The following is a 13,293-nucleotide window of genomic DNA, read 5'->3' as shown; positions in this document are numbered from 1 at the left end:
CCCATTGCCGTCAGCGCCTGAGGACGGTTGCTCTAGCACATTATTGACAATGTGAGCAGAGCGAAGGTGCCCAGGCATTGCAGTGTGTCCGGGCCGGTGTGCACGTAGGTGCACACCACGCTGTGGTCGCCGATCTTCTTGCCGCTCTGATACAGGTCTTCGGCGATGACGAGTTCGTCGCCGAGGCTGTGTCCCTCCTTGCCCACGTCGATGGCCTGGAACTGGGTCTGCTTGGCAACCACCTGGATGGTTTCCTGGCGCTGGCGCGCGCCGTGTGTGCTGTCGGTGTCGGCCCATGCCGGCGGAGCGCCGGCGAGGACTGTGGCGGCCGCGCCGACCGGGATGAGGGAGCGGAGATTGATCTTGCGCATGCTATGTCTCCTGGGTCTTCTCGACCGGTTCCGCGGCCCGGTCATTCAGGCCTGTTCAGGGCCCTACTTCACGACATCGAGCTTCGTACCCCAGAGTTGGCTGTCGGGTACGTGGGCCGGGGTGCCTGTCAGCTTGCGCACCTGGATCTGCGTAGACGGGAACTGGTGCGAGTGTGTCGGGGAAACGACGATCACCAGCCTCGCTGAGATGATCGCCATGGACCGGACGACGATGGCTTCGAACCTCAAGCCGCTCGCGCGAGAGGGTCTGGTGACCGTCGAGCCGTCGGCGGTCGACCGCCGCGCACGCATCGTCACGATCACGCCGGAGGGGGGCCTCCCGGATGAAGGCGGCGGTGCCGCTGTGGCGGGAGGCGCAGGAGCAGTTCGAGGAGCGCTTCGGCGTCGACGAGGCGGCTCGGCTGCGCGCAGCACTCGAAGTCGTCCTCGCGACCGGCTTCACACCCTGGGCTGAGTGAGGTACGGCTGCTGCCGCTCTGTCGAGAGGCAGCCCCGTTCCGGCTGTGCTTCCCCTCTTCAAGACCCTGACCATGCCGTTCGGCTCGCTCTCCGCAGGCTCCAGCCGCACCTTCCGATTCCGGTTCGCCGTGGACCCGGGCGAGCTCGACGGCGTACGGCGGCTACGGCTCCGCACGCGCGTCGACGGTAAGGCTTCCGGTGCCGCCGCACGCTCCCTTTCCGTAGCACCCGACCAAAGCAACGCCGCCCAACGACATGAGTGACACCCGGACCTGACCCGGCACGGCGGTCGCCGTCCCATGCCGTCGATCGAAGGGATCCGCTTCGATTCGGGCACACCCATTGACGCGATCAGAGCCCCCACCTACCTTCCTCCGTCGAAGCGCTTCGACATCACGTATCGAAACGATTCGACAAACGCTACGTGATCGCTCCGATACCCATCCGACTCCCCTGGAGGCACTGGATGTTGACGGCACGACGGCGTGTGGCGGCGACGGCTGCGGTGATCCTGTCCGGATCGCTGCTCCTGGCCTCCTGCGGCAGCTCGGACAGTGGTTCTTCTGACGGCAAGACGCTCAAACTGTGGCACTACGAGAGCCCGGACAGCGCGATGGGCGCCGCCTGGAACGAGGCCATCAAGGAGTTCGAGGCCAAGCACCCCGGCGTGAAGGTGAAGTTCGAGGAGAAGGGCTTCGAACAGATCCAGAAAACCGCGCCCATGGTGCTCAACTCCTCCGACGCGCCCGACATCATGGAGTACAACAAGGGCAACGCGACGGCGGGCCTGCTGTCCAAGCAGGGACTTCTCACCGACCTGACTCCCGAGGTCACCCAGCGCGGCTGGGACAAGAAGCTCAGCGCGGGCGTGAAGACCACGAGTCAGTACGACGCCAACGGCGTCATGGGATCCGGCAAGTGGTACGGAATACCCAACTACGCCGAATACACCATGGTGTTCTACAACAAGGACCTCTTCAAGAAGTACGGGATCGCCCAACCACAGACCTTCGACGACCTCACCGCCGCGATGGACAAGTTCGTCGCGAAGGGCGTCACCCCGCTCGCCGACGCCGGCGCCGAGTATCCGGCCCAGCAGTACCTGTACCAGCTCGCGCTGTCGAAGGCCGACCGCTCCTGGGTCGACAAGTACGAGCTGTACAAGGGCAAGACCGACTTCCACGACGCGGCCTGGACCTACGGCGCGACCACCTTCGCCGACTGGGTCAAGAAGGGCTACATCAGCAAGACGTCCAGCGGCACCAAGGCCGAGGACGCGGGTGTCGCCTTCATTCAGGGCAAGAACCCGATCCTGTTCAGCGGAAGCTGGTGGTACGGCCGCTTCAAGGCGGAGAACAAGTTCGACTGGGGCACCATGCTGTGGCCCGGCTCCCACCTCACCCTCGGGTCCGGCGGCAACCTCTGGGTCGTCCCGAAGGGCGCCAAGAACAAGGACCTCGCCTACGACTTCATCGACATCACCATGTCGCCGAAGATCCAGAACCTGCTGGGCAACAGGGGCGGCGTCCCGGTCGCGGCCGACCCGAACGCCACCACCGACCCGCAGGCCAAGACCCTGATCGCCGACTTCAACACGCTCTCCCAACGCGACGGCCTGGCCTTCTACCCCGACTGGCCCGTCCCCGGCTTCTACGACACCCTCGTCTCCGAGACACAGAAGCTGATCACGGGCAGTGAGAAGCCGGACGCGTACCTCAGCGCGCTGCAGAAGGCATACGACCAGGGTGCGCCGAAGCAATGACGATCACCGTCGAACGGGATGTGCGGACCGTCGGCAAGCGCCCGCACACCGGCCCGCGCCGCGCCCGCGCCCAGACGTCGTACGCGCTCTTCCTGCTCCCCGGCGTGCTCGCGTTCCTCGTCGTGATCATCGTCCCGTTCCTGATGAACACAGGGGTCAGCTTCACGGAGTGGAGCGGTATCGGCTCGCCGAAGTGGACCGGGCTCGCCAACTACCGCCAATTGCTGGACGACAGCGAGTTCTGGACGTCGTTCCGGCACAGCCTGTTCATGGTCGTCGCCATGGCGGTCGTACCGACGGCGATCGGACTCGTCCTTGCCGCCGCGCTGTTCGACTATATCGGCAAGCACTTCGGCAGCAAGGTGGCCGCCGTGCTGCGTGCCTGTTTCTACGTGCCGCAGGTACTGCCGATCGCGGTCGCCGGCATCGTCTGGAGCTGGATCCTCGCCCCCGACAACGGCGCCCTCAACGCGCTGCTCAAGGCGGTCGGTCTGGGCTCCTGGCAGCAGGACTGGCTCGGCGACCCGGACATCGCCCTCTACAGCGTCATGGGGGTGATGGTGTGGGTGCAGCTCGGCTTCCCGCTCGTCGTCTTCATGGCCGGGCTCCAGCGCGTCGACCCCCAGCTGTACGAGGCGGCCGAACTGGACGGCGCCGGCTGGTGGCGCCGCTTCTGGCACATCACCCTGCCGCAGATCAGGCCGGAGATCTATGTGGTGCTGACCTGGTGCACGGTCGCGGCGCTGAAGGTGTTCGGGGCGGTCTACGTGCTCACGAAGGGCGGCCCGGGCGGCGCCACCGACGTCCCCTCCTACTTCTCCTTCACCACCTTCTTCGAGAAGACCCAGGTCGGGTACGGCGCCGCGATCTCCACCGTCCTCACCGTGATCATCCTCGTCCTGGCGATGGTGGGCCTGAAGCTCCAGACCCGCGCCGAGGACGCCGAGGAAGGGGCCCGCGCATGACCACCCTACGCACCGAGCTCCGCACCCGGCCCCGTACGGCGGTCGGCCGTCGTCCCGTTCTCGTCGCGCTGTGCATCGCGGCCCTGTTCATGGTGCTGCCGTTCCTGATCGTCGCCGTCAACGCCGTGAAGTCCCCTGCCGAGTATTCCCAGCACGGACCGCTCAGCCTCCCCAAGGGCCTGTATACGGACGGTCTGAAGGACTTCTGGCAGCGTGTCGACTTCGGTCAGAAGCTCCTCAACTCCGTGCTCATCAGCGGCTCGGTGGCCGTCCTGGCGGCTGTGCTGTCCGTGCTGAACGCCTACGCGATCGGCATCGGCCGCATCAGGGGACGCACCTGGGTCCTCGCCTTCTTCGTGCTCGCCAACGTGCTGCCGCAGGAGGCGCTGGTCTACCCGCTGTACTACCTGAGCAAGCAGGCCGGCCTCTATGACACCCGGTTGAGCGTGATCATCGTCTTCACGGTGATCCAGGCCGCCTTCGGCACGTATCTGCTCGCCTCGGTCCTCGGGCAGTTCCCGCGCGAGGTCATCGAGGCCGCCCGGATCGACGGGGCGAACGCATGGCAGGTGCTGTGGCGGATCGTGGTGCCGGTCAGCCGCCCCACCATCGGGGTGCTGCTCGTCTTCTTCTTCATCTGGACGTGGAACGAGTTCCTGCTCCCGCTGGTCATGCTGATCTCCAACGACAACCAGACGGTGTCCGTGGCGCTCGGTGTCCTGCAGGGCCAGCGTCTGATGGACGCCACGATGACCAACGCGGCGGCCCTGCTGGGCGTCCTGCCCGCCCTCGTCTTCTTCCTCGTCTTCCAGCGGACTCTTACCCGCGGCATCGCCGTGGGTGCCGTCAAGTAGGGGGTACGGCTTGAAGTTCACCGACGGCTACTGGTTGCTGCGCGAAGGCGTCACCGCGGCCCACCCGGTGCAGGTCCTGGACGTGACCACACCCCCCGGAGCCCTGGAGATCCATGCGCCGACCCAGCCCATCCGCCACCGCGGCGACCTGCTGAAGGGACCGGTCGTGACGATCAGCGCGCACGCCCCGATGCCGGACGTCATCGGCCTCACCTTCACGCACTTCGAGGGCGAGCAGCCCCGGGGCCCCCTTTTCGAGATCCAACGGGACGACGACTTCTCACCTCACGTGGAGTACGACGAGGAGCACGCCACCCTCACCTCGGGCGCCCTGTCCGTACGCGTCGCCCGTACCGGCCCCTGGCACGTCGACTTCCTCGCCCACGGCCGCACCCTGACCACCAGCGCCCCCAAGAGCATGGGCATCATGCGCGACGCCACCGGCGCCCACTACCTGCGCGAACAGCTGGGCCTCGGGGTCGGCACCTCGGTCTACGGCCTCGGCGAACGCTTCGGGCCGCTGGTGAAGAACGGCCAGGTCGTCGACATCTGGAATGCCGACGGCGGCACCGCCAGCGAACAGGCGTACAAGAACGTCCCGTTCTATCTGACGGACGCGGGCTACGGCGTCTTCGTCGACCACCCGGGCAAGGTGTCCTTCGAGGTCGGCTCGGAGGCCGTGTCGCGGGTCCAGTTCAGTGTGGAGAGCCAGCAGTTGACGTACTACGTCATCTACGGCCCCACCTCCAAGGACATCCTGCGCCGGTACACCGCCCTCACTGGCCGCCCGGCCCTGCCGCCCGCCTGGTCGTTCGGACTGTGGCTCTCGACCTCCTTCACCACCTCCTACGACGAGGCGACCGTCACCTCCTTCATCGACGGCATGAAGGAACGCGAACTGCCCCTCTCCGTCTTCCACTTCGACTGCTTCTGGATGCGCGAGTTCAACTGGTGCGACTTCCAGTGGGACCCGCGGGTCTTCCCCGACCCGGAGGGGATGCTGGCCCGGCTGAAGGACAAGGGCCTGCACATCTGCGTCTGGATCAACCCCTACATCGCGCAGCGCTCGTCGCTGTTCGCCGAGGGCAAGGCGCTGGGCCATCTGCTGAAGAGGCCGGACGGCAGCGTCTGGCAGTGGGACCTGTGGCAGCCGGGCATGGCGCTCGTCGACTTCACCAGCCCAGAGGCCCGCGACTGGTACGCCTCCAAGCTGGAGGCGCTGCTCGCGCAGGGCGTCGACTGCTTCAAGACCGACTTCGGGGAGCGCATCCCGCTCGACGTGGCCTACGCGGACGGCTCGGACCCGGAGCGGATGCACAACCACTACACGTACCTCTACAACCGCACCGTCTTCGACGTGCTCCGCGAACACCGCGGCGAGCAGGAGGCCGTCGTCTTCGCCCGCTCGGCGACCGTGGGCAGTCAGAAGTTCCCGGTGCACTGGGGCGGCGACTGCGAGGCCACCTACGCGTCGATGGCCGAGTCGCTGCGCGGCGGGCTCAGCCTCGGTCTGTCGGGTTTCGGGTACTGGAGCCATGACATCGGCGGCTTCGAAGGAACCCCCACCCCGGCGCTGTTCAAGAGGTGGCTCGCCTTCGGGCTGCTGTCCTCGCACAGCCGGCTGCACGGCAGCTCCTCCTACCGGGTGCCCTGGCTGTTCGACGAGGAGTCCGTGGACGTGCTGCGGCACTTCACCCGGCTGAAGCTGCGCCTGATGCCGTATCTGTACGAGACCGCGCGCACCGCCCACGCCGAGGGCGTGCCGATCATGCGGGCGATGGTGCTGGAGTTCCCGGACGACCCAGCGTGCGCGCATCTGGAACGGCAGTACATGCTCGGCCCGGACCTGCTGGTCGCACCGGTGTTCAGCGACGAGGGCGACGTGTCCTACTACGTGCCCGAGGGCGAGTGGACCCACTTCGTGACCGGGCGCACGGTGACCGGGCCGCGCTGGGTGCGTGAGCGGCACGGATTCTCCAGCGTTCCGCTGCTGGTCCGGCCCGGTGCGGTGATCGCGGTCGGCGCGGTGGACGACCGTCCCGACTATCCGTACGCCGACGGGGTCACCCTGCGCGCGTTCGGGCTGGAGCAGGGCGCTCAGGTGACGGTGCCCGTCGGGGACGTGACGTTCACCGTCGTACAGGAGGGGAAGACGCTGCGGGCCTCGTGCAGTGATCCTCGGGCGTCCTGGGCGCTGGCGAGCGGGGAGCGGACCGCCCGTGCGGCGGCGGGCACCGGATTTCTCTCGTTGGAGCTGGAGTCGGAGTGAGGGTGCCACCCCTGACAGGAGCTGGACTGACATGGTGAAGATCACGGACGTGGCCCGGCACGCGGGTGTCTCGCCGAGCACCGTCTCGTACGCCCTCAGTGGCAAGCGCTCCATCTCCGAGGAGACCCGACAGCGTATCGAGGCGGCCATCCGCGAGCTGGGCTACCGCCCGCACGCCGGCGCCCGCGCCCTGGCCAGCAGCCGGTCCAATGTGCTGGCGCTGGTGATGCCGCTGCGTTCCGGGATCAATGTCCCCGTGGTGATGCAGTTCGCGGTGTCGGTGGTGACGGCCGCGCGCCGGCACGACCACGACGTGCTGCTGCTCACCCAGGAGGAGGGCGAGGAGGGGCTGCGGCGCGTGGCGGACACGGCGCTGGTGGACGCGTTGATCGTGATGGACGTCCAGATGCACGATGCGCGGCTGCCGCTGCTGCGGATCCTGGACCGGCCCTCCGTGCTGATCGGATTCCCGGCCTCCGCGCAGGGCCTGACCTGCATCGATCTCGACTTCAAGGCGGCGGGGGAGCTGTGCGTGGAGCATCTGGCGGGGCTCGGGCACCGGGTGGTGGCCCTGGTCGGGTCGCCGCCGGAGGTGTATGTGCGGGGCACCGGGTTCGCGCAGCGGGTGGCGCAGGGGTTCACGACGGCAGCCGACCGGCACCGGCTCGTGTCGTCGGTGCACCCCTGCGAGGCCGCACCGGCCGCCGCCCGCGGGGTCGCCGAGCGGCTGCTGCGGGAGCAGCCCGCGCTGACCGGGGTGGTCGTGCACAACGAGGCGGTCCTCGAACCGCTGATCGACGCCTTCGAGTCGCTCGGCCTGAACGTACCCGGTGATCTGTCCGTCACCGCGATCTGCCCGGACGAGCAGGCCGCGGGCGCCCGGGTCCCGGTCACCTCCGTCGCCATCCCGTCCGCCGAGGTGGGCGAGCGGGCGGTGGAGCTGCTGATGAAGAAGCTGGGCGGTGCGGCGGTTCCGGAAGCCTCCCTGCTCGTCCCGCACCTCACACCCCGCGCGAGCACCGCACCGCGCACCGCGTCTTGAAGCCCGAAGTTCCGTAGTCCCGAGTCCTGGAAGTCCCGTAGCCCCGAGGCCTGGAAGTTCCGTAGTCCTGACAACCGTCCGTCCTCCTGCAAGGTCCTGACCGAAGGAGCCCTGGCATGAAAGGCACGCAAGGAAGACGCAGAACCACCCTGGCCGTGGCGCTCGCCCTGATCGCGAGTTTCGGCGCCACTGTCCCCGCCCACGCCGACGACCCCGCCTACCCCTTCCGCAACCCGAACCTCTCCGTCGAGAGACGTGTCGACGACCTCCTCTCCCGGCTGACCCTGGACGAGAAGATCTCGCTCCTCCACCAGTACGAGCCCGCCGTCCCCCGCCTCGGCATCCAGTCCTTCCGCACCGGCACCGAGGCCCTGCACGGCGTGGCCTGGCTCGGCAAGGCGACCGTGTTCCCCCAGGCGATCGGGCTCGCGTCCACCTGGGACCCGGCGCTGATCCGGCAGGTCGGCTCGGCGGTCGGCGACGAGGCACGCGGCTTCCAACAGCAACGTCCGGCCGGCTGGGGCCTCAACCTCTGGGCGCCCGTGGCCAACCTGCTGCGCGACCCGCGCTGGGGCCGCAACGAGGAGGGCTACTCCGAGGACCCGTACCTCACCGGATCGATCTCCACCGCCTACGGCACCGGCCTGACCGGCAGCGACCCGAACCACCTGAAGACGGCGCCCACGATCAAGCACTTCCTCGCCGACAACAACGAGGTCCACCGCGACACCACATCCTCCGAACTGCGCCCGCGCGTGTTGAAGGAGTACGACGAGCAGGCATTCAAGCCCGCGATCGAGGCGGACGCGGCAACGGGTGTGATGTCGTCGTACAACCTCGTCAACGGCCGCCCCAACACGGTGAACCCTGCTCTGAACGACACCGTGCGCACCTGGACCTCGCAGAACCTGCTGAACGTCACGGACGCCTTCGCTCCCGGCAACCTGGTCGGCAGCCAGCAGTACTACGGCAGCCAGGCCGAGGCGGACGCGGCGGCGCTCAAGGCGGGCATCGACAGCTTCACCGACAACGACACGGACTCCGGGCCGACGACCGGTGCCGTCAAGTCGGCCTTGTCAACCGGCCTGTTGAAGGAGTCGGACATCGACGCGGCGGCAAGGAACATACTGAGTGTCCGGGTCCGGCTCGGCGAGTTCGACCCAGGCGGCGGGAAGTACGGCTCGATCGACGCGTCCGTGATCGACAGCCCCGCGCACCGGAAGCTGGCGCGGCAGGCGGCCACCGAGGCGGCGGTGCTGCTGAAGAACGACGGCGCGCTGCCGCTGAGGAAGTCCGGGAACGCTGCAGTGGTCGGCCCGCTCGCGGACACCCTCTACACGGACTGGTACTCGGGAAGTCTGCCGTACGCGGTGACGGCGAAGGACGGCATCGAGGCGAAACTCGGCACATCGGTGGCGAGCAGCGAGGGCGTGGACCGGATCGCCCTGAAGGACACGGCGACCGGGAAGTACGTGACAGCGGGAGAGGGGGAAACGGGCGCGCCGCTGAAGGAGACGACGGAGAACGGTGCCGGCTCGCAGTTCGACGTGTTCGACTGGGGTTCGGGCATCGTGACCCTGCGCTCGGCCGCGAACCGCAAATACGTCGGCTACAACTGGTCGGACTTCGTCAACGACCAGACGCAGCCGGGCGGCTGGTACGTGCAGCAGCAGTTCAAGCTGGAGCGTCAGGACGACGGGACGTATCTGCTGCGCTACGCGGGCTACGAGACCGGTGAGTCCTGGTGGTCGAACCCGGTGTACCTGGGCCCGGTCGACGCCGACGGCACACTCGGCCTGGTGACCGAGGGCAAGGCCGCGCACTACACAAAGGACGTGGTCCGCAGCGGAGTCGACGACGCGGTGGCGGCGGTGAGGGGCAAGGACTCGGCTGTGGTGGTGGTCGGTTCGATGCCCGCGATCAACGGGCGGGAGGCCCATGACCGTACGGACATGGGCCTGGCCCCGTCGCAGGAGGCGCTGGTCAGGGCGGTACACAAGGCCAACCCGAAGACGGTGGTCGTGGTCGAGAACAGCTACCCCACCACGCTGGGCGCCCTGCAGAAGGAGGTCCCGGCCCTGCTGTGGACGACACACGCGGGCCAGGAGACGGGCAACGCGCTCGCGGATCTGCTGTACGGCGACGCGAATCCGGCGGGCCGGCTGACGCAGACGTGGTACCGCACGGAGTCGGACCTGCCGTCGATCCTGGACTACGACATCATCAAGTCGGACCGGACGTACCTGTACTACAAGGGCCGGCCGCTGTACCCCTTCGGCTATGGCCTGTCGTACACGACGTTCCGCTACGGCGACCTGAGGCGGACGGCCGACGGCTACCAGGTGGCGGTGACCAACACGGGCAGACGGACCGGTGACGAGGTGGTCCAGTTGTACGCCCACCAGCGGGCATCCCGTGACAAGCAGCCACTCAAGCAGCTGAAGGCGTACGAGCGGGTGTCGTTGAAGCCGGGCGAGACGAGGACGGTGAGGCTTCGTCTGCGGGACGCGGACCTGGCGCACTGGGACGTCACGCGCTCGAAGTGGGTGGTGGAGACGGGGACGTACGACGTGATGGTGGGCGCGTCGTCGTCGGACATCCGGGCGCGGACGTCACTGAGGGTACGGAGCGAGACGATCCCGCCTCGCGACCTGTCTGCCGTGACCCGTGCGGAGAACTTCGACGACTACAGCGCGATCAGCCTGGTGGACGAGTCGAAGGCGAGTGGGACGGCGGTGTCGGCCACGGTGGACGGGGCGTGGCTGAAGTTCACGGACGCGCAGCTGGGCGCGGGCGCGTCGACGGTGACGGCCCGGCTGGCGGGCGCCGCCGGAACGCTGCAGGTACGGCTGGGCTCACCCACGGGCAGGCTGCTGGGCACGGCACACTTCGACGGGACGTCGTCGCCGTACACGTACGGCACGGTCACGGCTCCGCTGCCGGAGGCGGCGAAGGGGGCGCGGAACGTGTATCTGGTGTTGAGCAAGGGGCTGCGGCTGTCGACGTTCAGCCTGGGGCCGGTCAACGGCGGTTGAGCCGGGCGGCGGCGGGACAGGGGGTGGCCGCGGCGATCGGGCCGAGCAGGCCGAGGGCGGCGAGGACGAGGAGCAGAGAGCTCGATCACGGGCCCAGTCCGTCACAGGTACTGGGCCCGGGTCGGGAGCGCGGCCTGTCCGGCGGGGCGGTGCGGCGCTGTCCGTCAACTCGACGCTCATGGCCCTTATTGATGGCCCGTCAATTGCACGTATCCCGTTGCAGTGACCCGTACTGCGAAACAATCATGGCTGTCATGGAGCGACCGAGTCAGACCATCGAGTGCGGAGACTTCGTCCTGCGACGCTGGCGGGGACAGAGCGATTTCGCTCCGGCGTTCAAGTTGATCGAGGAGTCCCTGGACCATCTGCGCCCGTGGATGCCGTGGGTCGCCTGCCACAGCGAGAAGAGCACCCGAGACTTTCTCGCGAAGTCCGAGTCGAAGTGGGCAAGCGGCGAGGCCTACAACTATGCCATCACCAAGGACGGCACAGTCATCGGCATGTGCCAGATCTGCCGCGGGGCCGAACCACAGGGATGGAGGATGGGGTATTGGCTGCATCCTGCCGCCACAGGCCAGGGCATCGCCACGAGAGCGACCGCAGCCATGGTCACCGAGATGTTCGCCCTGCCGGGCGTGGAGTACGTGGAAATCACGCACGACCTGGCCAACACGTCCAGTGGCGCCGTTCCTCGCCGACTGGGGTTCACCGAAGTCCGGCGTGAGCAGGCAACACCATCCGAAGCCCCCTCAGGCAGCGGCATCGAGGTGCTCTGGCGCCTCAACCGCCCGGTCCGCTAGGCGGTGGAATCGGCTACTCGTCGGCGTACGCCGTGAGCAGCGGGAGGTGGGACGCGGTGAGGCTGCCCGCGTCCCTCACGCTGTAGCGTTCACTTCCCATCCATTGCAATGATTCGATCGCAGTCGTTGCGTCAATAGCTGAGCTGTTGCAGGGCCGCCGAGACGCCGGCGGCGAGGACTTCGCCGTACGGGCCGGTGTTCTGCTGGGGGCGCTGGAGCGGCAGCCCTGAAGGGCGGAAGACCGTTCTCGGTCGGCCAGGGAAGACCGCGGTCACGACGCCTTGTCCGCGGCTTTGCGGCTGGCGACACCGTTCGTGGAACGTGTCCTGTGAGGTGCGGCGGATTGGTCGTTCTCGAGTGGTCGTGTCTCTGCGGTCTTGCTCGGCGGACCGGGCATGGGGGGTAGCAGGGCCGCCGGAAGGAAGCCGAGGGCCGTGAACGCGGCCAGGGCCGGCAAGACGGGGCCGATCGCTGGATGTGCCGCGGCGGGTGTCCTGGTCGCGCTCGCGGCGATGGCGATGCCCAGGGTCGGACCGATGTTCATCGCGGTCTGCTTGAGGCCGCCGACCACCCCGGCGTACCCGGGCGGCGCGTCCCCGACGACGGTGCCGGTAGCGGTGACCATCACGGTGGCGAACCCCGCGCCGAGCACAGCGAACACCGCACCCATGGCCATCGACGTGCTGCCCGGACCGAGCCGGGACAGCCCCGCAATACCGGCGACGACAAGGGCAGTGCCGGTGATCGCGCTGCGCCGCGGGCCGTACCGGCGCAGTGCGGTGCCGGCGAAGGGCGCGCCGAGGACCATGAGAGCGGTCAGTGGAAGGACGCGCAGCCCGCTGTCGAAGGGACCGAGTCGGAGGACGTCTTGGAGGTAGAACGTGGCCGTGAACAGTGCCCCGAACAGGCCGGCGGAGGTGACCAGCAGCATCGCCATGGACGCGATCACCGGTGTGGACCGCGCCACCGCGTGCGGCACGATCGGGTGCGCGGTGCGGCGTTCGTGCGAGGCCAACACGGCTGCGAGGGCCACGACGGCAGCGAGTCCGAGCAGCGTCGGCACGGTGGTCCATCCGTCGGCCGTCACGCCGGTCAGGGTGTGGACCATGACCGCGAGGGTGGTCGCGAGCAGGGCTGCGCCGGTGAGGTCGAGCCGCCGGGGGCTGGTGTGTTCGGGCGCCGGCGCCCGGACCGCGAGGGTGAGCGCGGCGATCGCAAGGGCGATGGGGGCGTTGAGCCAGAACACGGCACGCCAGCCCAGAGAGGAGACGAGGACACCGCCGAGGATCGGACCGGCCCCCGCGGCCACCCCGATCGCGCTGGTGCGAAGGGCGACCGGCACCCCGAGCCGGTCCGCAGGATACGTCAGCCGCAGCAACGCGAGGGTCGCCGGCTGAAGCAGCGCGCCGAACACCCCTTGTGCGACACGCAGGCCGATCACCCAGCCGACCCCGGACGCCAGCGCGATGCCGCCCGAGGCGGCCCCGAAGCCGAGTACGCCGATGAGCAGCAGCCGAGGGTGTCCGTACCGGTCCCCGAGACGCCCGGCGATGACGAGAAGCGACGCCACCGCGAGCAGATAGCCGGTGCTCGTCCACTGGACCTGCGTCATGCTCGCGCCGAGATCGCGCTGGAGGCTGGGCTGCGCCACCAGCAGAACGGTGCCGTCCAGCGCAACAAGCATTGCGCCGGCCACGCTGGCCAGGAGGGCGGCA

Annotated in this window: 12 protein-coding genes; 8 read left to right on the top strand and 4 right to left on the bottom strand. The window is 68.3% G+C overall.

From position 1 onward, the window contains the following. Nucleotides 1–32 precede the first annotated feature (32 nt). Both AB0L95_RS25385 and AB0L95_RS25380 read right to left on the bottom strand, forming a co-directional pair. Nucleotides 33–371: a hypothetical protein gene (locus AB0L95_RS25385; protein ID WP_365164816.1), complete on the bottom strand. Its 339-nt coding sequence runs from the start codon at nt 369–371 to the stop codon at nt 33–35. A gap of 63 nt (nt 372–434) precedes the next feature. Further along, nucleotides 435–695 (bottom strand): hypothetical protein, encoded by a 261-nt coding sequence (locus tag AB0L95_RS25380; RefSeq protein WP_365164814.1) that lies wholly within the window; start codon nt 693–695, stop codon nt 435–437. A 20-nt stretch (nt 696–715) separates the two neighbouring features. On the opposite strand from AB0L95_RS25380, the gene AB0L95_RS25375 reads away from it, so the two are divergent. The 8 genes from AB0L95_RS25375 (at nt 716) to AB0L95_RS25340 (ending at nt 11,578) form a co-directional block, all read left to right on the top strand. Further along, a complete protein-coding gene (locus tag AB0L95_RS25375; protein ID WP_365164812.1) occupies nt 716–850 on the top strand; it encodes a hypothetical protein in 135 nt (44 codons plus the stop codon). A 467-nt stretch (nt 851–1,317) separates the two neighbouring features. Continuing rightward, nucleotides 1,318–2,613: an extracellular solute-binding protein gene (locus tag AB0L95_RS25370; protein ID WP_365164810.1), complete on the top strand. Its 1,296-nt coding sequence runs from the start codon at nt 1,318–1,320 to the stop codon at nt 2,611–2,613. Then, nucleotides 2,610–3,578 (top strand): sugar ABC transporter permease, encoded by a 969-nt coding sequence (locus tag AB0L95_RS25365; protein ID WP_365164808.1) that lies wholly within the window; start codon nt 2,610–2,612, stop codon nt 3,576–3,578. The genes AB0L95_RS25370 and AB0L95_RS25365 overlap by 4 nt, the downstream gene beginning before the upstream one ends. Next, nucleotides 3,575–4,432 carry a carbohydrate ABC transporter permease gene (locus tag AB0L95_RS25360; protein WP_365164806.1) on the top strand — a complete coding sequence of 286 codons (858 nt, stop codon included), beginning with the start codon at nt 3,575–3,577 and terminating at the stop codon, nt 4,430–4,432. Before AB0L95_RS25365 ends, AB0L95_RS25360 begins: the two co-directional genes overlap by 4 nt. 10 nt (nt 4,433–4,442) lie before the next feature. Further along, nucleotides 4,443–6,701: an alpha-xylosidase gene (gene yicI / locus AB0L95_RS25355; protein ID WP_365164804.1), complete on the top strand. Its 2,259-nt coding sequence runs from the start codon at nt 4,443–4,445 to the stop codon at nt 6,699–6,701. A gap of 31 nt (nt 6,702–6,732) precedes the next feature. Further along, nucleotides 6,733–7,743, top strand: coding sequence for a LacI family DNA-binding transcriptional regulator (locus AB0L95_RS25350; protein ID WP_365164802.1), 1,011 nt, complete (start codon nt 6,733–6,735; stop codon nt 7,741–7,743). Between the two features lie 116 nt (nt 7,744–7,859). Continuing rightward, nucleotides 7,860–10,778 carry a glycoside hydrolase family 3 C-terminal domain-containing protein gene (locus AB0L95_RS25345; RefSeq protein WP_365164800.1) on the top strand — a complete coding sequence of 973 codons (2,919 nt, stop codon included), beginning with the start codon at nt 7,860–7,862 and terminating at the stop codon, nt 10,776–10,778. Between the two features lie 245 nt (nt 10,779–11,023). Beyond that, nucleotides 11,024–11,578: a GNAT family N-acetyltransferase gene (locus tag AB0L95_RS25340; protein ID WP_365164798.1), complete on the top strand. Its 555-nt coding sequence runs from the start codon at nt 11,024–11,026 to the stop codon at nt 11,576–11,578. Nucleotides 11,579–11,709: 131 nt separating this feature from the next. Here AB0L95_RS25340 and AB0L95_RS25335 read toward each other — a convergent pair whose 3' ends face one another. After that, nucleotides 11,710–11,853 (bottom strand): hypothetical protein, encoded by a 144-nt coding sequence (locus tag AB0L95_RS25335; RefSeq protein ID WP_365164796.1) that lies wholly within the window; start codon nt 11,851–11,853, stop codon nt 11,710–11,712. Continuing rightward, entirely contained in the window at nt 11,850–13,262 is a 1,413-nt protein-coding gene (locus AB0L95_RS25330; protein WP_365164794.1) for an MFS transporter, read from the bottom strand. Before AB0L95_RS25330 ends, AB0L95_RS25335 begins: the two co-directional genes overlap by 4 nt. Between the last annotated feature and the right edge of the window lie 31 nt (nt 13,263–13,293).

This window comes from Streptomyces sp. NPDC052036 (genome assembly GCF_040680495.1).
In the GTDB taxonomy this organism is placed as follows: Bacteria; Actinomycetota; Actinomycetes; order Streptomycetales; family Streptomycetaceae; genus Streptomyces.
The sequence above is the reverse complement of the archived record's forward strand: the minus strand, read 5'-3'. Positions and strand labels throughout refer to the sequence as shown.